Consider the following 21,677-nt stretch of genomic DNA (forward strand, 5'->3'; position numbering starts at 1 on the left):
TCAACGTCGGAGTTGACCGGCACGAACCGGCAGGGCGCCGCGAGGCGTAGGCTCACCAGCACGCTTCGCGGCGCCCTGCCGGTGCGTGTCCGTGTCGAACGACCTGTTAGGGCTCATTGCCCCGCCCGTACGATCGCCTGAATGGCTGTTGGTTGAAGATAGTGCGGCAACAGGTCTGCCTGCATCTTGATGGACGCGTGAGCAAGCATCTGAAGCCGCCACACGAATCCAGCAAGAGTGTCCTCTGCCCATTTCTCGAAAAACCAGCCTGTATGCTCCTGCACACTGGCCTTGTTACTCCAGCAGTACATGCCAGGATCTGAATAGTTCACAAACAACCCAACCCCGTTAACCGCGACGAAGTCGGCCTGCTGCAAGGGAGGCGTTTGTCTAGCGGCATAGAACGCTGCTATCTCGTTCAGGGTGTCCAGCGGATTTGATTTGCACCGCATGGCGAAGATGGCATACGGAACATAGAACGCCCTTTCGTATTCCCATCCCCCTCGCATCAAGGTGGGTGGGTTCCTGCGCTTGAGAGCCTTAACCGAGAGCCCTTGCTCCAGCCCACGAAGCATCTCGGCGCTCGCGCCGATGTCCGGCTTTACCTCGATCGCCGCGTCGACGCCTTCGGCGAAGATCAATCTGAACTTGCCGTGAGTGTCGACCGTGTAGGGATGGTTGGGGTTGCAGACGATGCAGTCCACAGAATCGGAGATTGCCCCGAACGTGTCGCGCACCTTGCCCTTCGTCACGCGGTGCGGAAATGGGAAAAATCGCTGAACGAAGTCTTGGAGGGCGTGCTCACGAAAGTCAGCAATCTCTTGAGAAGTGCCTTTCCCCTCGATTGAGGCGCGACGGAACTTCGACTCGAGTTCGAGCGCGTCTTCTCTGAGGAGCTGGTAGAGATCGTCCATGCGTATCCGATGAGCCCTAACGTCGAAAGTAACGGACGCCCAAACAGCCGACGAAGCAGGCTGTTTGGGCGCCCCTGTTGACCGCAGTGTTAGGCACTTGCGACCCTTGCCATAAGGCCGCCTGGTCCATCATTGTGCTTAAATGCACCCACGGCGCGTATGCGAGTAATTAAATCTGCGCTCTCACTGTAAATTGCATTTAGGTCGGCTGCGTAATCCAAGTTGAAGTACTTTCTTTCGTCCGCAATATAAACCTTTAGTGGAAATGATTTCTTATCAAAAACCGACCAACTGGAAAGCGTCATGTTGTAGAGCGCCATACCTGATGCTGCGCTATCAGATGCACTAAGCGACAAACTTGCGCGGTCGAGGTATTGATCGAAGTGCTCAACGGAATTACGAGTTTCGGCGCGCGATATTTCAGAGAGTGGTGGAAACCCAAGGGCTTCATTCAATAACTTTGTTCTCTCTACACGAAAGCTGAACTGCTCTGGGGTTTCCTTAAAATTTGGCTTATCTGGAACTGACAGCATTTTCTTAAGGTTTGCCGCCTCAGCCAATAGCGAGGCAATCACTCCATGAAGTACTGGGTCGACCTTGACGTAGCCATCTTTTTCAGGGATGGGACACTTTTCAAATACGTCGAGGCACTTCTTTGAAATTGACTCTGCCAACCCCCATAGCTCATGAAAATATACATGAAAGAATGGGCTGTCTAAAAACGGAGTAGACGTATTCATTATTGCCTAACTTGATTTATCGAACAATAACGGCGATATCCATTTATCCGCACATCGCAAAAGATTTCTTTAAATCTACTATTTCAGATACTTACAAAGCATCGCATGAACAGGATGAAAAATAAACCTTTGTTATTCGCCACTAAATAGTCAGCCTGAAACTTCGTTCCGAAGGTCGACGCCATCATCTACTACCACCGAAGTTTCGAAGTCTGCTTTCGCCAATAACTCAGACATTTCGGCTGACAGTCCTGATGTACGCGCCGGCCTATAAGCAGCCTTACCAGCGGGGCGACAGGTCACAATAATTTATTTGAATACGACTGAATCCGGGTCTCAGAAGCCCAACCGGCGCGGCAACAACCCTGCTCAAAGTTGCGGTCACTTATCCAGAAGCGCTGCGAGAAATCGGCACCCGATTGACTCGGCTCATGTTAAAGAAAACGCGTTTTTTTAACATGACAGGAATCTCATGTTAACAAAGTTGATTTATTTCGATCTGAACTAATGGATTTCTGTCGGCTCGGCCAATCCAGCAACCCTTTCGGGTGACCCGAAACAGCGGTTTTTTGAAGCCATAAACTACCCTGCTACTGTATTGCCTTTCCCTTTGAAGGCAAACAATTCATGCGCTTTCGTAACCTCGCGCTTCTAGCTCTTGCCTGTACCCCCTTCTTATTTTTGATTCCCCAAGGAGCCCACGCTGTGCGGCAAGACAACCTCATTCTGTCCTCTGCCGTTGAGGGGCAAATATTCGACCATGGCAAACCGGTTTCAGGGTTAAAAGTGCAGCGAATCATTAGCTGGAACATGGAGGCAGAGCCCCGCACCGAAATCACCTCAACCGATAGAGAGGGACGTTTTGATTTTCCGGAAATGCGTGGTTCAGCTGAGTTTGGCTTTTTGGCCAAGCTATTTCACGTACCTAATATAAGCCTTCGAATTTTCATTCCAATTGATGGCAAAGACTACATGGCCTATGCCACATCGAAAAACTCATATCAGGAAAACGTTGAGACGGGGCTTCCCTACATACGTATGAAGTGTGATCTGAAAAACAAGGAGTTATTCAACGATAGGTTGCCAATTATCAATTGTGAAGTAGAAGAATCCGAAGAAAGGAAAAGCTTTAAATATGACTAATCTACTTTTACAACCAAACTATGTTCATGCACTTTCTGGTTTTGTATACGAAGCTGATTCCGTTTTTCGCAATCTAAAAGGGGTGAATCCCGGCAAGTCAGTAGCGCACATATCAACCTTGAGTTCAGACGAACTAATTCAAGTGGCTAAGTCCCGAAAACTTCCAATTCAATCGGATGGATTTGGTACACTCGCCGGCCGATCCGGCCTCTTCAACATCGACTTGCTCAGCGGTTTCGGTTTCATCGCACACGGCACCGGCAGTCGTGCCAACGAGCTGGTTCTTGTCACACGCGGTACCAATTTTCAGCACAACAAATTTGATCTCGCAACCAATGCAAACATTGGCTACGGCATCGGCCCACGCGGCAATGTGTTTCACCGTGGGTTCCTGAAAACCTTCAAAAGCTATCAAAGCCAGTTGGTCAGTTTTGTATCGCAAAGTGGTGCAAAGCGGCCAAATACCATTCACTGCATGGGCCACAGCCTGGGTGGTGCCTTGGCCAATTTGAATGCTTGCATGCTGCGTGACGCTGGTTTCAATGTTTGCCTGTACACAATTGGCGCGCCGCGTGTGGGTATTGTGAGCTATGCGCAAGACATCACCAAGCAAATTGCACCGGGGCAAATTAGGCGTATTGCCAACCCCTGCGACCCAGTGCCCATGGTGCCCTTGTTTCCTTACATGCACGCCTCGCGCGGGTCTTCTGAATTATTGATACGGCATGGCGAGAAGGTGGGTATTGATGCGCACCTGTTGCACAGCGGTTATTCCAAAATGGCCTACAGCAGCAGTTGGAGCGATTTTTCACCCATGCCGCATGGCTTGTCGCAGTACACCGATTTGTCCCGAGAGTTTGCGAAACTGGGTGGCGGTGGCATGTTCAATGCCAAGATGCTCGACCTGGTGGGCAAGCTGACAGAGCAGGTGTTGCGCTCAATGGGATACGCTTACTTGGTCACCGTGCAGGGTGGATTAAGCCTTGCCGTTACAGCGGCAGATCTGCTTTCAGAAGTGTTGGTGAAAGCTGCAAACGCCAGCAAGTTGCTGGCTGAGGATGTGTTCACCATTGTGAACTCCATGCTTGATTTTCTGGGGCGTGCACCGATCAGCGGCACAGCGCTCACCATTCAAACCCTGCATTGGGTTCTTGCTCAGTTCAGCACGGAAATGGCTGGGCGGGCCCAACAGGCCATGTTGAAAGTGCAGAGGCCCAGTTGAGGTTAATTGGACCAATGATTGAGAACATTCATTCGATATTTATATTGCAATCGTGCAATATATTGCTAAAATACAATATATGAAGGCCATTCAGGTAATTAAGGCCAAAGAAATACGTGAAGACAACACAATTGTTGAGGTGGTTGTCTGGAGATTACCGGCGAGTCTTGAACCGTGCACTCACAAGTACAAATACCGGTTGTTTTATGGCGTACCGGGTGCGTGTCGCGTTAGGTACGATAATGAATTGGGCAAAGGCGACCATCGTCACATCAATGACGAAGAGTGGCCCTATGTCTTCAGTAATTTGGAAACCCTGATGCAAGATTTTCAGCGTGATGTCGAGTTTTGGAGGCCGATCAGATGAGAGCAATTATTGAAGTAGCGGCGAAGGGAGAAATCTTCAATAGTTTGTTGAAAGCCGCTCGCAAGGTGGATGCTGGGCAAACCAGATCGTCTGACTATTTTCTTACTTTTGAATCATCAAAACTTCTTTTATCTGAATTAACAGCCTCCAGGATCGGCCTTCTAGAAGAGCTTCGAGCCTCTGGGCCCATGTCGATTTACGGTTTGGCAAAGCGTGTTGGACGCAATTATTCGAATGTCCACAGTGATATTACAAGACTGATTGAGCATGGTTTGGTTGAAAAGTTTGCAGAAACCAAGAAAGTCCATGTGCCTTTCGACTCGGTGGAAATTCGGTTCACTCTAAACGCAGCCAATCACTGAGATGATATTTGTTTTCGGATTCAATCACCCTCTCTCAACCCCCCAATACAACACCCACCCCGCAACCACACTCACCACCCAGGTCAACAAAAACGCGGCCAACATCTCTGCAAAACTGCTCAAGCCCAAGGCAATCACCACTGAACTTGCAAACACAGCAATGCCGTAGTGAATCAGAAAAACCGAGTATGAAATATCGCCCAGCCAGCGCACTGGGCCTTGAACAATCGAGCCAACAAATTGTTCAATACGGCTACTGTTCATTAACAGTAAAGCAGTTACACCCGTCAGCAACAAGCGCTCGCGCCATTCAACCCACAGTGCAATGCCCAGCAGGCCCGCAATCAGCAAACTGACCCAAACCACTTTGCCTTCACGTTCAGCCCAATGGGCGGCAACGCCCAAGCCGTAGGCACCGAAAAAATACCAGGCCCATTCGTCGTGTTCAGCATTTCTGTTCCACACCAACAAAGAGGCGAGGGTCATGGCAATTGCCAGCAGCAACAATCCTTGCTGGGGTTCAAGCAATTTCAGCCCGCCGGTTTTTTGGCTCACCCACGCCATCAACACCAACACTGCGTAAAGTTGCAGGTCGATTGCCACATACCAAACCCCGGCCGACAACGCCTCCACTTCGACAATGTCGTGCAACAAAAATGCATGGGCCAGCAGTTGGGTAAAGCCTGGTAAATCCGATACTTCCGGGTGCATCGCAATTTTGCCGCCCAGCCAGCTCAACAGCACAGCCACAGCAATGGCGATCCAGAAAGGTTTTGCCAGGCGTAAAAAACGTTTTTTGAACAGGGGCCAAACCGCCACATCACGTGCCTTACCCAGCAAGCTAAACATGGACTGGGCCGCCAAAAAGCCGGCAATGACCAGAAAAATTTGCACCACATAGCGACCCTCGTCGGCAATAAAACCCAGCAAACCGGGCCACCTGGCTTGCAGCACCGGCGACATGGGTGTGTACAGCAACAGGTGGTGAACCACAATAATTTGTGAGGCCAGGGCTTTCAGCAGGTCGATGGTGGAATTGCGCACAGGGCATGCAGAAGGAATGGGCAAGTGCGAAGTATAAAGCGAGTTGCCACAACCGATGCGGGTAGAAATGGATTGGTCTGAACTGCACCAACTTGGTGCTTTATCACGTATTACAGGCGTATCATCATGGGCTTGTTGGACACAAACCTGTTGATTCCAAAAATGAAACTCTCCATCCGGGCTTTGCGCGCCTTGTCCGTGACCAGGTCGATTCTTGGCTTCGAATCCAATTCCACCAGCCCCCGCGAGAAAGCCATTTCTGGTCTCGGTGCCTTTTTGGGAATCTTGATGGTGTGTTGGGTGTCCAGTTTTGTGGTGCAGGGCACTGATGCAATTTTGGTGGTCGCATCCATGGGTGCCACAGCGGTGTTGCTGTTTGCCGTGCCGCACGGCACCTTGTCGCAGCCTTGGGCGCTGATGGGTGGGCATTTCGTGTCGGCACTCATTGGCGTTACCTGTGCGCGTTACATTCCGCACACCTATTTGGCCGCAGCTTTGGCGGTAGGTTTGGCGGTGGGCGTGATGTACTGGGCCAATTGCATTCACCCGCCGGGCGGGGCCACGGCGCTCACCGCCGTGTTGGGTGGTGAATCCATTTCAAACCTGGGTTATTGGTACATGATCAACCCGGTGCTGTTGAACACCCTGGCTATTTTGTTTGTGGCGGTCAGTTTCAATGCGCTGTTTGCCTGGCGGCGCTACCCCAACCATTTTGCACGCAAGCAGAAAATGCCCGTTGAGGCCCTTTCGGAAACTGGAGCCAGCCTCACCCACGAGGATTTTGCCGCCGCCATTGCCCGCATGGATTCCTATGTGGACGTGAGTGCAGATGTGTTGGCCGAGCTGTTCGAATATGCCACCAAGCATGCCGATGAGCAAAGCACTCACCCCCAAACCCTGACCGTGGGCGCTTTCTACAGCAATGGCCAAGTGGGTTATCGCTGGTGCGTGCGCGAGTTGCTGGACATGTCATTAACCACGCCTTACAAGGGCGAGGCCGGGCAGCAAGTGATTTACAAGAATGTGGCCGGTGCCGATTTGTATGAAACCGGTTTGAGCAATGTCGAGGCCTTCAAGCGCTGGGCGCGTTACGAGGTGGTGTTGCAAGACGGTCGCTGGCTGCCAGTGAAAGCAGCCACGCATTAACGTTGGCTTTCTTGCAGCCGGTTCAGGTGCTCGTGAAGAATTCGGCGCACTTCAACAATGGCCTCAGGCGTTTCCTGCACGCTGTGCCAGGAGTTCACCACCAGTTCTGAGGCTGCACCTTCCAGTCTCGCGCTGGCATAGGGCACCACACCATCGCTGCTGGCCTCAAGAATCACGCCGGGTGTGTCGTTGCCCATGATGGAGTGGTAGGTCACCTTGCTCGAGATTGGCAATTTGGACGACTCCCGCACGAACGGGTCTTGGTCACTGAGGTTCTTGATGCTGTTGAAAGAATCCACCAAGGGTTCATTCGATGCTTCATCGGGATTGACCAATAGCTGACCAATTTCAGTGACGCGGCTTAGTACGGTGGCTGGCAAGCGAATAAGCCCCGACACAAAACGTGCAAAACGATTTTCTGCATAGGGGGTTCCGCGGTGCGGAGCTGCAATGAAAATGGCGCGTGTGGCTTGCGGCATGGCATCGAATATCACGAAGGGCTCAATTTTCTGACGCAGTCTTTCTTCCCGTTGTTCTGAAATGTTGTAGCGGTCCAGCACCGATTCCCACAATTGGTCACCCGAATTCGACACCATCAGCCGTGCCAACACGCCACCCATGCTATGGCCAATCAACACCATTTCCGTGGAGGCCCTTCGCTTGCCTTGCGGATCAAAGTTTTTCAACGTGGCATTCACTGCTTCGCGAATCTCGCGGTTGTTGAATGGCAGCGGCAAGTTGGTCGGGTAGTACACCTGCCAAATCTGAAAATTCTGGCGAAGTTCTTCGTCGCCCAGCACCTCATTGGCCACGTTCACCCAGGCCTCCGGGCTGCTGGCCAGGCCGTGCAGCATCAAGATGACACGGCGGTTGGGGTCGAATGGTTGCATCAGATAAATGCGTGGCTTGTCCAGTGTTTCACTGCGACCAATCAGCGACAGCAAGCTTTCTTGCGCAAAGCCCGAGCGGGCCAGCCACAGTCCGTAGCCGGATGTGAAATTAGCAGCCAGGGGAACACGAATACCGCGAACATCTACACTTGAATTTCGATGGGGGTCAAAACCCTGTAGCTCGACGCGTTTGCCCTGTAGCACCGATTCAACACTGTTGCCCGGAAAGTGCAGCATCACGGTGACGGAGGGAAAGGGCGTCTCGCTCCAAGGCTTGTTCTCGTCTTCCCGTTTCACCACACTGTCGGCAAACACGGCCACCAATTCAGCACCCAAACCGTCTCGGCGATACTGATTGCGCAAGCCCTTGAATGTGAGGGACGACGCAGCAAGCAGTTCATTGGGCAACTGGCCCTTGTGGCTTAAGCTGATACCCGAGGTGCTGCCGCTCACCTGCCAGGGGGCAAAGTCGAGCAGGTAAGTTCTTTCCTGCGAAACAGATTGCTCCAGTTGATCGCGATAGCGGTTGAACAAACCCACCACAGCTTGCTGGGTTGAAAAATTGTAGTAGTCACGCACTTGGGCTTGCCGGTCCTCGAGAGCGCGTAGATCGGGTGTGCGGCTGGTGAAAAACAGGTAAGCATAAGCATGCTTGGCACTTTCCAGGTAGGCGGAAAGTGTGGCGGCTTTCAACGTATCATTGGCTGGCTCCAGTTTTTGTGCTTCTTCGTTTTGCAGGGCCTCCTTCAACCACAGCTCTGCCACAGTGGACAGGCGCTGTTCATCGCTTAAGCCGATGGAGGCAAGCAACAATTTCCTGCATTCAGAAATATTGCTGTTACAACGCGCCTCGTCGGTGCCAACCACCTGGAGGGCCGTGCGCGCGGACGCGCTGAGTTGGCCAGTAGTGAGTACATCGCCCCGGCGTGCTGACAGGTAATCTTCCGAGCTGACCGACCCCACGCTAACCATGGCGCAGCCTGACACAGACAGTGCGAGCAGAGTGGTGGTGGCGAGAAGGGTAAAGTTGAACATGGGCGTACTGCGGTAACCTGAATCGAAGATTTTGATTCTACGCGTGGTTTGCCTCAGATTTGATCTACTCCTGCGACGAAATGTCGCAGCTGGTGTGGCAGCCACTGCCGGATAATTCTGGCTTGTTTGAGCAAGCATGAAGTGCCACCATGAAAATCAAGTTATTGAAACTGCACCGAGCATTGGCGTTGCTCGGCTTTGTCACCATGTTGCTGTGGGGCACATCGGGTTTGTTGCACCCTTGGCTGACTACCTTTGGCGTGCAACAGGCGGTGTTTGTGCCACCCCAACGTGCATTGAATCTGCACGATACATTGCCTTTTGAACAAATCCTTAAAAAGGCTGGGGTTGAACAGGCTCAGTCTGTTCGGTTGGTGGTGGCGGAATCGGCCAACCTGTTACAAATCACTGAATCGCAATTTGCACCCAGGCGCTATTTCGACTTGAACACCGGGCTGGAGTTGCCCAATCACGATCCGGTTTATGCAGCTTTTTTGGCCCGTCACTATTTGAATGCACCTTATGCAGAAATCGCCAAGGTGGAGCGCATTGAGAAATTCTCCAATGACTATCCAGCGGTAAACCGCTTGTTGCCGGTGTACCGGGTGCAATTTGATCAGGCCGATGGCCTGAACGCCTATGTGTACACAGAAACTGCTTCTTTGGCGGCGGTTTCGGACAACACCAAGCACCGGGTTCAAACGGTGTTTCAGTGGCTTCACACCTGGAGCTGGATGCCCAGTGTGGCCGAGACACCCCGTGTGTGGTTGATCGCTGTGCTGGTAGGTGTGCTGTTCACGATGGCTTGTAGTGGTTTGGCCATGCTGGTGTTGATTCGACGAAAGGTGCGTGCAGCAGGGGCCAAAGGTTGGCATCGCATGGCGGGCTATGTGTTGGTGGTGCCCGTGTTGATGTTTTCTTTCAGCGGTGTGTACCATGTGGTGCAGCATGGTTGGCCTGAGGAGCAATCGAAGCTGACTATGCGCCCGGCAATTGACCTGCAAAAATTGCACTTCCCGCTTCATTCCAACTGGGCTGAAATGACTCGAGATTTACCAGTGACAGGTTTATCGCTGGTTGCAAACCAGAATGGCGAGCTGTTGTATCGCCTCGCTTTGCCTCTTCCAAAAAATGGCCTGCCTGATAATCCGCAAGCCATACGTAATGCGCGCTTTGACGGTGTTCAGCCAACAGGCCCCGCCATTTATCTGAATGCGAACACTGGTTTGTTGTGGCAAGACGGCGATCGTGAAATGGCCCATCAACTTGCGCAGCTCCACACGGGCCTTCCGCGCGAGGCTGTTCTAAAAGTGAGTTTAGTCACGCGCTTTGGCGGCGATTACGACTTTCGAAACAAGCGCTTGCCGGTGTGGAAGTTTGAGTACGGCGCCCCCTTGAATGCCAGCGTTTTTGTAGACACAGCCACAGGCGTGCTGGCCGACATGACCCTGAATTCAGCGAAACCCGAGATCTGGAGTTTCAGCATGCTTCACAAATGGAGCTTTCTGGGTGGATTGGGGCGCGATGTGCAAAACATCGTGATGTGCGTGGTGGTTGTGCTGGCCATGGTGATGATGGCCGGGTTTGGACTGCGGAGTCGCCCCGCGCTGCGAATCCGCCGGGAAGCCTTGCAAAGCCGGCACAACAAGAATGTACCTTCACCTCCCTTGTTCACTCACTTCAGCTCACCACTTCACCTCAACACCCGCATAAACGCTTCTGCCTTCACCCGGTGCAAACTGTGCTGAATCCGCCCCGTTCGCATTCACAATCACACCCGTGGTGGCGGCATACACTTTGTCTGTCAAATTGCGGGCATCCACAAACACGCGCAGTGTGTCGCTGAATTTGTACGATGCATTCAAGCCCACTAGCAGGTAGGGGTCTGAGGCCAGTGTGTTGGCCAAATCCACAAAGTAACCTTTCGGTACGTATTCAATGTTGGGCGACAGGGTCCAGCCCAAGGTGTTGGCGTAGTCCAGTTTGGCCCGCACATAGTGTTCCGGAATTCCCGGTATGGCTGCGTTGCCGTACACGCGGTCATTGTCAAAACGGAAGCGGCCAAAGGTGTAAGCCAGTTGCCAGTTCAAAGTATCGCCAGCCCTGAGCAAATCACGCGTGAAAGGCCCGGCAAGCCCAATTTCCACACCTTGATGCACCGTGTTGTCTGCATTCAGAATTGCGCTCAGGCCCGGCACCAGCGGGTTGAGTTGGTAGCTCACAAACTCATTGTTCAACTGGCTGTAGTAGGCACTGATGTCCCAGCGAATTTGTTGGGTTACTGCGCGGGTACCCAATTCAAACGTGGTCGATTCCTGCGCCTCCAGCGCACGCGTGGGGCTTGTTTCAGAAAACGTGGGTGGCTCGAACGCACGGCTCAAATTGCCGTAAACCTGAGCAGCCTCGCTGGCCTGCCAAAGCAAGCCGGTTTTCGGGCTGAACTGCGCGTAGCGGCGTTGGTAGCTTCCATCGCCATCGCTTAAAAACTGATCGTCTGCTGTGCGTTTGGCGTGGGTCCATTGCAGGCCATTGATCCATTGCACGGAATCAGTCAGGTGCAGGCGACTTTCTCCGTACAACTCCATGTTGTGGGCTTTCTGGTCTTCATGGCTTCGAAGGCTGATTCGGTCGCCGCGTACATGGTTGAATATGCGCGCCTCGGTGATGCCGTGCACCAGGTTGTAACCCAAGGTGGTGTCATGCCGCAAACCCCACAATTCACCCTGTGCAATCCGGTTGCCAAAGGTGCCCACATCGCGGGTTTGCTGGTCAATCAAACCAAAACTCAGTGGGTGGTACAGGTTTTTGTCCACTGCATACACACCCGCGTTGTACTCCACGCCTGTTGGCGAAATCCAGGTGGTTTTGTTGGCAAGGCGGGTAATCAGGAAGTCGCGTTGTGAATTCGCAGCCGCCGACGCGGCATTGGCCTGTGTAGGGTTGGTTTGCAACTGCGCCTTGGTCAGGTTGCCGGGCAGTTCCTGATTCATGTCACCGTGAATCACATAAAAACGGGTTTCCAGTTGAGGCGAAATTTTCAAACCTGCATTGGCATTCAACCGGGTGTTTTTTTGTCCACTGAATTGCCGAAACCCGTCAGAACGCAATTGCGAGAGCGATGCAAAATAATCCCAATTGCCCAGCACATCGCCGGTTTTAAATTGCGCACGCGCAAATTCATGGCTGCCAGCATCCAGGCGCAACACGCTGTTGGGTGTGGTGTAGCCGGTGGGTGTTACAAAATTGATAGCCCCGCCCAGGCTGGCGGCGCCGTATTGCAAGGCGTTGGCCCCTTTGTACACTTCAACGTGTTGCAATGCCAAGGGGTCGATGTCCTGAAAATCCGAGCCACCGTCGGCCAGGTTAATTGGAATACCGTCTTGCAACAGGCGTATTCCGCGCATGTGAAAAGTGCGCGACAGGCCCGAGCCTCGAATGCTCAGTCGTGCTTCTTCATTCACCCGGCTTTGCGCAAATACGCCGGGCGTAAAGTCCAGCATGTCCTTAATGGTCACTGCTTTGCCTGCTTCAAAACTTTCAGCCTCGACCACGGCGGTACCACCTGCTGTCTGGTTCAACTTTTCTTTGGCCACTTGCACACTGGCTGCGCTCAGCGCCTCGCGTTGGGCTTTCACTTCCACGCTGCTGAGTGCGGGGTTTGCAAACACCGGTTGAGCCAGTGGTGAAAAAGCCAGCAGCAGGCCTGTGGACAAGGTAGTCATTTTGAAAGAAGCAAGAACGCGCATCGCATAGTCCGGGCAAGATCAACCAGCACGCTTTATACGCCACGGCCTGCACTGCGAGAATGCGGCATATTGTCGCAGCCGGGCTGCACACCTCACAATTTCAAGGCAGCGAAGCAAGAAGCCACTTAGAATGTGAGCATGAGAACAAGCCTGTTTCCCGACCACCGTCCCTTCACGCACCTTTGGACAGAAGGCTTGATGGACCAAAGCGATTTGTCCGTTCGCCGCCAGCAAATGGTGACGGTGATGTGGATGCGCACGCTTGCGCTGGCCGCTCAGGGCTTGCTGTTAGCAGTGGTCGGTTTGTTGCTCAAAGTCAGCCTTCCCTGGTCGGTACTGGCTGTTATTCTGGGTGCGCTGGTTTTACTCAATGCCATCACTTTTATTCGCCTGCGTCAGGGGCATTCGGTGGGCAGCTTTGAAGTGGCTGCCCAGTTGTTTGCCGATCTGGCCGCTTTCACCTTTGTGCTTTATTTCACAGGTGGCGTGACCAATCCCTTCGTGTCACTTTATTTGCCGCTACTGGGCCTGGCTGCGGCACTGCTGCCTTGGGCGCAAGTTGCTGTGCTTGCCTTGTTCAGCGTGGTGGCTTACACAGTGTTGATGGGCAATTACATACCTTTGGTGCTGGCCAATCCCGACGATGGGGTTCACTTTCACCTGGTGGGCATGTGGTTGAATTTTTTGGTCAGCGTGTTGATTTTGGTGGGTTTTGTGGCGCGTTTGAGCTCGTCGATTCGCAACCGCGACCAAGCCTTGGGGCGCGCCCAGCAACGTTTGGCCAGTGAGTCCCGTTTGGCGGCACTGGGCAACCAAGCTGCTTCCATTGCACACCAGTTGGGCACGCCAGTGTCGACCATTGCCACCATTGTTTCAGACTGGAAAAACGACCCCGCCATGCACGCGCAGGTGCGGGAAATGAATATTCTCAGTGCGCAGGTTCAATCCATCACCGACACCCTGGGTCAGCTGCGTGCTCAAATTGAAGTCAACCCGCGCCACAATGCCGATGCGCAAATCATCAAACCCAGTGAATGGCTTCAGGCCACATTGGGTATTTGGCGAACCCGCAACCCGCAACATGAAGTGCGCTTGATGCCCAGCATTGCCTCAATCGCAGGCGAATTCAAAGTACGCAAAGAGTTGCTTGAATTGGGTTTGATTACTCTCTTGGACAATGCCGCACAAAGCCATCAGCGCGCCTCGGTTAGAGACCCTCTCCAGGTAGGCATGCAATGCGACCATGAAAGCCTGACCCTTTTTGTGAATGATGCGGGCGGTGGTATTGATGCTGAGTTGTTGCCGAAAATCGGACAACAATTGTTTCAGGCCAATGGGCAAGGCATGGGCCTTTTTTTACTGGCCAACCTTTTGGAACGCGAAGGCGGAAAGCTGAGCCTTCGCAACCTGAACCCCGGTGTTTGCGCCAGCTTAAGCTTGCCGGTACTCTCACAATGACGCGCTCGATTTTGATTGTCGACGACGATGAGGTGTTTGCGAATACCCTTGCTTTGTCGTTTGAACGCAAGGGTTTCAAGACCGATGTGGCATTCAGCAAGGAGCGGGCCCTGCTTGCTGCCGGGCAACGGCAATTCACCGACATCACGCTTGATTTGAATTTGGGTGAGCAATCGGGTTTGCAGTTGATCGCGCAGCTACGGAGTTTGCAGCCCACTGCCAATATCTTGATACTGACCGGCTACGCCAGCATTGCCACCACCGTACAGGCCATCAAGCTGGGCGCTGACAATTATTTGGCCAAGCCCGCGGACAGTGCTGCGGTGTTGCGGGCTTTGGATGATGATTCAAGCGGTGTTGCCTCAAATGACGATGAAGCTTTTGACTTTCAACCGATGTCGGTTTCCCGCCTGGAGTGGGAGCACATTCAGCGTGTGCTCAACGAACACGATGGCAATGTGTCCGCCACTGCGCGTGCGTTGAACATGCACAGGCGAACTTTGCAGCGCAAGCTGGCGAAGCGGCCTGTGGGGCGATAGATGTCCTGTCGCTGCTCCATTTAGCGAGTGTAGGTTTGCAGCGGATCACTCATCCAGCCAAGATCCAAGTCGAATTCCCCGTCTTTGACTCTGGCTTGGGCCATGCGAAACGCCACAGCGTCTTCGCATCGGTTCCTGCCGGAACCGCCCCGCGCTTCGAGTCAATCCGGGCGACTTGATCTGAAACGGCTGACTGATGTGACGCTGCTGCAAACTTCAAACTCTTGTTGCCCGTGGGCACCAAGTATTTTCTGCTTCGCAGGTCGCTGCCCCAGTAGCTCAGCTCACTCAGGGCGCAAGAGGGTATGCACCTGAGCGAGCCGAGCAAAGATACTGCAGTCTCAAAACTTCACATTAATCCCCGCCACCACCTGCCGTTGCCTCCCTGGATGAATGCCGTTGGTACGCGCAGCAATGTACTGCTTGTCCGTCAGGTTCTCGGCATTCAAAAAATAGCTGACATTGCTGCCTGCTGGCGCAAAGCTGATGGACGCATTCAGCAAGGTGACAGCTTCAATTTCTCCGAACAGGCCACAGAACAGGTCGTTTGCAGGGTCTTCACCATTGGGGCAAAAGCCCAGGGGCTCGGTGCCGCCAAAGTTCTCGGTATTGGCAAATTGTTTGCTCACATGCGTTGCGCCAACTCGGGCATTCCATTGCTCGGTTTCATACGACAAATTCAAAGCCAGGGTGTGCTTTGGGGCGTAGGGCAAGCGGTTGCCAGCCTGATAAGTACCGTATCCATCTTCGCCTTCACCGCCCACCACACCAGAGTTTTTGAATTCAGCGGTGAACAGGTTGGTGTAGGCCATACTGACAAAGAATGGATTGGATTTTGCGCTGAATAGCTCGCCCAGATTGAACCGGCCTGCCAACTCAAACCCGGTGTGTTGTGCTTCGCCTTCATTTCGGAAGAATCCGCCTGAATTCACCACAATGTCTTCAATGTCGAGGTTGAAGAAAGTTGCTTCATAGGCGCCTGCACGTAAATTGCCTCGAATACCCAATTCAGTCACGGTGGCCAATTCGGGCGTTACGCGCTGAAGCATGTCGTTTTCAATGTCGCGGTCTGGGCGGGGCGGGGCAAAGCCGCGGTGTACGCCGCCAAATACTGTTGCATTCTCCAGTCCGTTCCAGGTAAAACCAATGCCGGGCAGGGTCTCGGTTTCGCTGGTGTCCAACATGTCTTCCTGCTGAAAATTGGCTGTACCAGGCACACCGGAAAACAGCACCTTGGTCTGTTCAATTTGCTCCACGCGTACGCCGGGGGTTAAAGTCCAGTCGCCCATCAGGAAGGTGTTCTGTGCAAAAAATGCAGTGGCTTCCACATCGGCCAGCAGGCGTTCATCTGCCTCGGGTGTGGTGTCGGCGAAGTTGTCGAATTCAAATTTCTTACGGTCAATGTCTTCCGTGTGGTAGCGCATGCCGATGATGGTTTCGCTGGGCACACCAAAAGCGGAATGGGTGAATTCAAGCTTCGGTTCAATGCCGAACACATCGTATTGACGCGGCCTGGTTGCAAATTCGGTTTCCAGCTCACCCAAGCCAATCGTGGTAGGGTCCATGGGGTCAAAGGCCGATTCAAATTCGCGCGAGCGTACTGAGGTTCTGTCAGTTTTGGTGTGGTACACCTGCGTGGTCAGGCGGGCACGTTCTCCCAATTGCCAGCCATGAATTAACTGAATGGTGTCGCGGTCCATCACATAGCGTTCACCCTCTGTGCCTGGCACCGAGTAGGGGTCGCGCAAATACTCCTGTGCGGTAAGCCCGGTCTCGCTGAACAGTGAATCTTCTTCAAACCGGGTGTACTTCGCGGTCAGGGTGTGTGCACTGTTGATATTCAACTGGCCCTTGATGGTTACATCTTGTACATCGAATTCATGCTGTGCGCGAATGCCGTCGCCTTGGCGCTTGAGCAAATCAATCATGATGCCGCCTTGCTCTGAGCCTGTACCCAGGTTCAGGTGTGCACCCCGGTAGCCTTCATTGCCCACCGACAATTTTGCGGAACCTTCAAAACCGTCTCGCGGTACGGGTTTCGTCACGAAGTTGATCATCCCGCCCAGCGTTTGCGGGCCATATAAAATTTGACCCGATCCTTTCAGTACCTCAACGCGCTCCAGTCGCTCCAGCGGCGTAGAGTAGTGCGCTGAAGGGTCGCCGTATGGCGCAAAAAATACAGTGGGTGCACCGTCTTCCAGCAGCAATGTTCGGGAACTGCGCCTTGGGTTCAGCCCGCGCAATCCGATATTCAGGTGAGTGCCCGCAGCGTCCTCAGACACCACATGCAGACCGGGTACTTCTCGAACCAGTTCCAGAATGGAAAAGGGTTCGCGTTTGTCCAGGTCTTCCCGAGTTAGCACGTTCGACGAGCCGGGTAAATTTTCAATATTGGAAGGCAAGATACTGTTGCCCGACACCTCGACGCTGGGCAATGCATTGCTTTGCGCAAAGGCCAAGCCGCCATGCCCCAACATGATCAGCACCGCACTGGTGATTGCTGTTTTCTTGAATGTACCCATGTCCTACCTCTCCGAGTTCTTTTATGTTCTGCAGCAAGTGTAGGAACTGGACAGCGCACTTTCCAAGGGAACTTTTCCCGAAAATATTCGCAATAAGGGGAACTTTAATGGCGTGATAGGCTCCCTCTATCAGATCGCTTGATTAACCTTCACAACAATAGACACCGACATGACAGCAACCACCATTCAATGGATTGCCGCCTTTCTTTTTGCCGGCGCGCTTATTCACACTTTTTCGGCCAGCTACTTTGAACGCTTGGCTCACCACAGCAAACACCACAGTGGCTTGTTTCACCTGCTAGGCGAGGTTGAAGCGGTATTTGGCATTTGGGCCCTGTTTTTGGTCATCGCCATGGCTTTTTCAGTCAACCTCGATTCAGCCGTGGAGTATGTGGATACCCGCCATTACACCGAGCCCTTGTTCGTATTCGTGATCATGGTGGTGGCGGCAAGCCGCCCGGTGTTGGACGCCTCCCGTTTGCTGGTTGAGGGTTTGGCCCGTTTGATGCCCGTGAACAAAGGTGTTGCCTTCACCTGGCTGGGCCTGTTCATGGTGCCCCTCTTGGGCAGCTTTATCACCGAGCCTGCCGCCATGACCTTGGCTGCCTTGTTGTTGCGTGATGTCCTGTTTTCAAAATCTGTTCCAAACTTTATTCGTTATTGGGGCTTGGGCGTGCTGTTCGTGAATATCTCGATTGGTGGCGTGCTGACATCGTTTGCTGCCCCGCCCGTGTTAATGGTCGCAGGCACTTGGGGTTGGGATACGCCGTTCATGATGGCCACCTTTGGCTGGAAGGCGGCCATTGGCGTGTTCATCAATGCCACTGTATTCATCTTTTTCGCAGCCAAGCATTTGGGTGCGGAAGTTAAAACCCCGGAAGCTTTGGGCGAAGATGGTCAGCCCTTGGCGCCGGTGCCCTGGTGGGCCATGGTGATTCACTTGGCCTTTTTGGGCGCGGTGGTTTTGTTTGCCCATCATCCGGCCGTGTTCTTGGGCATTTTCCTGTTTTTCCTGGGTTTTACGGCCGCATACAACACCTTTCAGTCCCGCTTGTTGCTGAAGGAAGGCTTGCTGGTGGCATTCTTCCTGGCGGGTCTTGTGGTACTGGGTGGCATGCAGCAGTGGTGGTTGCAACCTGCAGTCAGCGACCTGGACGATGGCGTGTTGTTCATGGCAGCCCTGGCACTTACAGCGATTACGGACAACGCCGCGCTCACTTATTTGGGGTCGTTGATTGAGGGCACCTCAGAAAGTTTCCGCTATGCCCTGGTGGCTGGTGCGGTGGCGGGCGGCGGCCTTACGGTGATTGCCAATGCGCCCAACCCAGCGGGTTTGTCACTGCTCAAGCGCCAGTTTCCTGGCGAGGCAGTGTCAGCTGGAGGTTTGCTTGCCGGGGCCCTCGGGCCCACGGCGGTCGCGGCACTTTGCTTCTGGTATCTGTGATCCAGTAGAGGTTCAATAAAAAAGCCCCTGTGAGTAACACACAGGGGCTTTTTTTTAACGCCAGTTGCTTATCGGCTGAACGGGCTAATACCGATCAAATGAACATGCAGCCAAGCCGCGAAAACCAGCCAAGCCAGTACACCTACCACCACGGTCATCAGCGTGCCCACTTTGGTGGGGCCGTCGCCCGCAAAACCCATGGGAATGGCGCGTCTGCGTGCTGTTTTAAACAGCAACACCGCCCACACCAAAAATGATCCAAACAAAATAATATCGGCCAGGGTGCCGTTGGCAATCAAATGCGCCAATGCCCACACTTTCACAGACAGGGTCATGGGGTGCTGCAATTTGGCCTTGATGTGGTTGGTCGGCACATAGCACGCCGCCAACATAATGAATGAAACCAACATGAGAAGTGCCGCAATGTGGCGCATCGCTGCAGGTGGGCTCCAAACGAAAATGGGGTCGAGCCTGGCCTGCCCGTATCCGTAGACGATCAATACCAGGCCCAGGATAGAGACCACCGTGTAAATGCCGCGGTACTTGCCTTTGCCAAGCCTCGCGATCATGCCCGACCGGCGTTGGTCGTCTGGGATTCGAGTCGCGTGCATGCCCAGAAAAAGCGCCAACCCGGCGACCAATATCAACAAGCCCATTCAGTTCTCCTTTTTGTAGTGAACTGATTATGTCACAGGCTTACGCTGCGCGCCGTGCTGCCGGTTTTGGTGCGAAGGTGCCCAGCGATTCGGGCTTGGGCAACAAACGTTCAAGCCAGGTCGGAATTCGTTTTAACCCCAGCACGTTGTTTTCGCGCACCCCACCTTCGGTAAATACGCGGGTACCCATGATGTAATCAAACCACGGGCGGGTGACGCACCAGTTGGCGCCTGGGTTGTTGCCCATGTGGTGGTCGAAGTGCCAGGGTACGCGTTGTTCCCCCCACGCTGGGTTCATGTGGCTTTTCTTGTGAACCCGATAGTAATTCAGGCTGCTGTACCAAAGCGTGCCCACAAAGAAGGGTGCCACCAGAAACAGCGGTGTCACTGCAACCGCGCTGGCAATCAGTGCCCAGGCCTCTTTGCCCTGTGCATGCATCCCGAGCGGAAAGCGCTCATAGTTCGGGTCGTAATAGCCATGTTCACGCACTTCCCTGTGGTGTTCATGAAAGTGAAAGGCCCAGAATGTGCCTCGTTTTTTCCCCATCCCGTGCAGCACGTATTTGTGCATGCCCCATTCCACGGCATTGGCGGTCAACAGACCCAAAGGAATTCCCAACATGTGTGTCTCCGTATTTGACCAAGTGTTAAGCGGTGCCCAGCGCAGCATTCAATGCACGGCTGCCCAGCTCCACATGTTGCCGGGCCAGCACCTCGCAACGCCGCTGTTCTCCAGCTTCAATGGCCTGCATAAGTTGGGTTAGCGTGTCTATATCGCGAAACTCGTCCTGCATCACCAGGGTCAGCGTGTTCCAGGCCGCAAGGTAGGTTTGATTCATGGAGTTGAACGCCAGCTTGAACACCACATTGCCGCTGCCTTGCACCACCAGGGCCCAAAAATCAAAGGCCAGTTGCTGAAGTTTTGGCAGTTCGCTGGTATTTTGCATGTTGGCAATCACCGGCTTCAGCGCATCGGCCAGTGCCTTGCCGCCATGGACTGCTGCTTGCCCAGCCACCACCGGCGCCAGTGCTTTGCGCAAGGCTACGATCCCCCGGGCCACTTCGAGGTTGACTTGCCCCTGTGCATTGACCATCAGGCTTGGCAGCAGTTCAAGGCCTCCCTCGGCTTCAAAGTTCTCAACCTGTGTCGCCCCACCATGGCGTACCCGAACCAGTCGGGCCTGTTGCAAGCGTTTAATCGCTTCACGCACCGCACCCCGGTTAACTCCCAGCGTTTCAGACAGTTCCCGTTCGGAAGGCAGTTCTGCCCCAACTGGTAATACCTTTTTGAGGATTCGATCGCGAAGCTGGGTGTAAACCTGCTCAGAGATCGACGTTTTATGAATGTGGTCAATGGTTTGCATATATCAGCAGCAACAATTATTAACTGGTCAACTGATCATACCAGTTAAATTCCAAGTGGTGCAAGCGGAAGTGGATTGCCGTTTACCCCGGCTGACAAGCCTTTAACAACGGGCACAGTGCTGTTTCTATAAAGCCAAGCTTGGGGTGGCTGCTGCGGGTCACCAAGGCAATTTCCCGGCTGGGCAAAGGCGCAGCCAGTTCAATCTGTTTCACTTCGGTTTTGTGCAGCAAACCGGCCTGTATGGCCATGTCAGGCAACAAGGCACAGCCCAGGCCCGAATTCACCAACTGAACCATGGTGGCCAAGCTGCTGGCCTCAACCGGATTGCTGTCGTTGTTGTTCGCTTCCCGTTGTTTGGCACTGCAAGCCGATACGGTGTGGTCTCGCAGGCAATGGCCTTTCTCAAGCAACAGCAGGCGGCGGGTGTCCACCTCTCGCAGGCGTACACCTGCTGTTTTACACAGGGCGTCGTTTCTGTGGGCGACCAATCGCAAGGGTTCTTCAAACAGGGGAAAAGCCTTCAGTTTGCCCAAATCGATGGGCAGGGCAACCAGCGCAGCATCCAGTTCCCCGAGTTCCAGTTCCTGAAGCAAGGCTGCAGTTTGGTTTTCGCGCAGGCGAAGCACCAAATCAGGAAAGCCGGTTTTGGTTCTGCTTAAAATTGCTCCCAGCAAAAAGGGCGCGATGGTCGGTATGATGCCCAGCCTGAATTCTCCGCTGGCGGGGTCGGCCGCCAATTGCGCGCGCGCCACCAGGTCGCGGCTGGCCGACAAAATACTTTGTCCGCGCGCCACCACTTCTACACCCACGGGCGTTAACGCAACTCGCTGGCGGTCTCGTTCTACCAATTGCACACCCAATGTGCGCTCAAGTTCGGCAATCCCGCCTGACAAAGTAGATTGCGTGACAAAGCACCGCTCGGCCGCCCGGGTGAAGTTGAGCGTTTCAGCAACGGCCAGCAAATAGCTCAGTTGCTTCAATGAAAGGGAGCTGGCTTGGGTGTTCAGTGGGTTCATTCCTTCTTGATCGACATTTCCGATTGCTTTCATTGTAGCCACTTGTCGTACACTTAGTGTATCCACA

Annotated in this window: 19 protein-coding genes; 9 read left to right on the forward strand and 10 right to left on the reverse strand. The window is 53.5% G+C overall.

Annotated elements, in window-relative coordinates:
- Positions 1 to 113: 113 nt before the first annotated feature.
- On the reverse strand, positions 114 to 914 hold the full coding sequence (locus A0129_RS11050; RefSeq protein WP_291714959.1) for a DUF6602 domain-containing protein: 801 nt from the start codon (positions 912 to 914) through the stop codon (positions 114 to 116).
- A gap of 89 nt (positions 915 to 1,003) precedes the next feature.
- The gene (locus A0129_RS11055; RefSeq protein WP_291714961.1) at positions 1,004 to 1,654 is read right to left on the reverse strand and encodes a hypothetical protein; all 651 of its coding nucleotides are present in this window, start codon (positions 1,652 to 1,654) and stop codon (positions 1,004 to 1,006) included.
- Positions 1,655 to 2,281: 627 nt separating this feature from the next.
- On the opposite strand from A0129_RS11055, the gene A0129_RS11060 reads away from it, so the two are divergent.
- The 4 genes from A0129_RS11060 (at position 2,282) to A0129_RS11075 (ending at position 4,748) form a co-directional block, all read left to right on the forward strand.
- Positions 2,282 to 2,797 carry a DUF6795 domain-containing protein gene (locus A0129_RS11060; RefSeq protein WP_291714962.1) on the forward strand — a complete coding sequence of 172 codons (516 nt, stop codon included), beginning with the start codon at positions 2,282 to 2,284 and terminating at the stop codon, positions 2,795 to 2,797.
- Positions 2,790 to 4,019, forward strand: coding sequence for a lipase family protein (locus A0129_RS11065; protein ID WP_291714964.1), 1,230 nt, complete (start codon positions 2,790 to 2,792; stop codon positions 4,017 to 4,019). Before A0129_RS11060 ends, A0129_RS11065 begins: the two co-directional genes overlap by 8 nt.
- Before the next feature lie 79 nt (positions 4,020 to 4,098).
- On the forward strand, positions 4,099 to 4,386 hold the full coding sequence (locus A0129_RS11070; protein ID WP_291715011.1) for a DUF6516 family protein: 288 nt from the start codon (positions 4,099 to 4,101) through the stop codon (positions 4,384 to 4,386).
- Complete coding sequence (locus A0129_RS11075; protein WP_291714966.1) at positions 4,383 to 4,748, forward strand: MarR family transcriptional regulator; 366 nt, start codon at positions 4,383 to 4,385, stop codon at positions 4,746 to 4,748. The genes A0129_RS11070 and A0129_RS11075 overlap by 4 nt, the downstream gene beginning before the upstream one ends.
- Before the next feature lie 24 nt (positions 4,749 to 4,772).
- Here the strand turns inward: A0129_RS11075 and A0129_RS11080 are convergent, their stop codons facing one another.
- Complete coding sequence (locus A0129_RS11080; RefSeq protein ID WP_291714968.1) at positions 4,773 to 5,792, reverse strand: acyltransferase; 1,020 nt, start codon at positions 5,790 to 5,792, stop codon at positions 4,773 to 4,775.
- A gap of 126 nt (positions 5,793 to 5,918) precedes the next feature.
- Between A0129_RS11080 and A0129_RS11085 the strand changes: the two genes are divergently transcribed.
- Entirely contained in the window at positions 5,919 to 6,938 is a 1,020-nt protein-coding gene (locus A0129_RS11085) for an HPP family protein (RefSeq protein ID WP_291714970.1), read from the forward strand.
- On the opposite strand, the gene A0129_RS11090 is transcribed toward A0129_RS11085, so the two are convergent.
- Positions 6,935 to 8,863 carry an alpha/beta fold hydrolase gene (locus A0129_RS11090; RefSeq protein WP_291714972.1) on the reverse strand — a complete coding sequence of 643 codons (1,929 nt, stop codon included), beginning with the start codon at positions 8,861 to 8,863 and terminating at the stop codon, positions 6,935 to 6,937. The two genes, A0129_RS11085 and A0129_RS11090, sit on opposite strands and share 4 nt — an antisense overlap.
- Positions 8,864 to 9,012: 149 nt before the next feature.
- On the opposite strand from A0129_RS11090, the gene A0129_RS11095 reads away from it, so the two are divergent.
- The gene (locus A0129_RS11095; RefSeq protein WP_291714974.1) at positions 9,013 to 10,611 is read left to right on the forward strand and encodes a PepSY domain-containing protein; all 1,599 of its coding nucleotides are present in this window, start codon (positions 9,013 to 9,015) and stop codon (positions 10,609 to 10,611) included.
- On the opposite strand, the gene A0129_RS11100 is transcribed toward A0129_RS11095, so the two are convergent.
- Positions 10,549 to 12,609: a TonB-dependent receptor gene (locus A0129_RS11100; protein WP_291714975.1), complete on the reverse strand. Its 2,061-nt coding sequence runs from the start codon at positions 12,607 to 12,609 to the stop codon at positions 10,549 to 10,551. The genes A0129_RS11095 and A0129_RS11100 overlap by 63 nt on opposite strands.
- A gap of 138 nt (positions 12,610 to 12,747) precedes the next feature.
- On the opposite strand from A0129_RS11100, the gene A0129_RS11105 reads away from it, so the two are divergent.
- The gene (locus tag A0129_RS11105; protein WP_291714977.1) at positions 12,748 to 14,067 is read left to right on the forward strand and encodes an ATP-binding protein; all 1,320 of its coding nucleotides are present in this window, start codon (positions 12,748 to 12,750) and stop codon (positions 14,065 to 14,067) included.
- The gene (locus A0129_RS11110; protein WP_291714979.1) at positions 14,064 to 14,606 is read left to right on the forward strand and encodes a response regulator transcription factor; all 543 of its coding nucleotides are present in this window, start codon (positions 14,064 to 14,066) and stop codon (positions 14,604 to 14,606) included. The genes A0129_RS11105 and A0129_RS11110 overlap by 4 nt, the downstream gene beginning before the upstream one ends.
- Positions 14,607 to 14,947: 341 nt before the next feature.
- On the opposite strand, the gene A0129_RS11115 is transcribed toward A0129_RS11110, so the two are convergent.
- The gene (locus A0129_RS11115) at positions 14,948 to 17,128 is read right to left on the reverse strand and encodes a TonB-dependent receptor (RefSeq protein WP_291714982.1); all 2,181 of its coding nucleotides are present in this window, start codon (positions 17,126 to 17,128) and stop codon (positions 14,948 to 14,950) included.
- A 169-nt stretch (positions 17,129 to 17,297) separates the two neighbouring features.
- On the opposite strand from A0129_RS11115, the gene A0129_RS11120 reads away from it, so the two are divergent.
- On the forward strand, positions 17,298 to 18,572 hold the full coding sequence (locus tag A0129_RS11120; RefSeq protein WP_291714984.1) for a putative Na+/H+ antiporter: 1,275 nt from the start codon (positions 17,298 to 17,300) through the stop codon (positions 18,570 to 18,572).
- Between the two features lie 68 nt (positions 18,573 to 18,640).
- Here A0129_RS11120 and A0129_RS11125 read toward each other — a convergent pair whose 3' ends face one another.
- The 4 genes from A0129_RS11125 to A0129_RS11140 all read right to left on the reverse strand — a co-directional run bounded on the left by A0129_RS11125 (position 18,641) and on the right by A0129_RS11140 (position 21,643).
- Complete coding sequence (locus tag A0129_RS11125; protein ID WP_291714985.1) at positions 18,641 to 19,228, reverse strand: NnrU family protein; 588 nt, start codon at positions 19,226 to 19,228, stop codon at positions 18,641 to 18,643.
- Between the two features lie 40 nt (positions 19,229 to 19,268).
- On the reverse strand, positions 19,269 to 19,850 hold the full coding sequence (locus A0129_RS11130) for a hypothetical protein (protein ID WP_291714987.1): 582 nt from the start codon (positions 19,848 to 19,850) through the stop codon (positions 19,269 to 19,271).
- A gap of 25 nt (positions 19,851 to 19,875) precedes the next feature.
- Positions 19,876 to 20,592 (reverse strand): GntR family transcriptional regulator, encoded by a 717-nt coding sequence (locus A0129_RS11135; RefSeq protein WP_291714989.1) that lies wholly within the window; start codon positions 20,590 to 20,592, stop codon positions 19,876 to 19,878.
- A gap of 82 nt (positions 20,593 to 20,674) precedes the next feature.
- A complete protein-coding gene (locus tag A0129_RS11140) occupies positions 20,675 to 21,643 on the reverse strand; it encodes a hydrogen peroxide-inducible genes activator (RefSeq protein WP_291714992.1) in 969 nt (322 codons plus the stop codon).
- Positions 21,644 to 21,677 lie beyond the last annotated feature (34 nt).

Origin of the sequence: Limnobacter sp. CACIAM 66H1, from assembly GCF_001601825.1 — a bacterium.
Classification (GTDB): Bacteria; Pseudomonadota; Gammaproteobacteria; order Burkholderiales; family Burkholderiaceae_B; genus Limnobacter.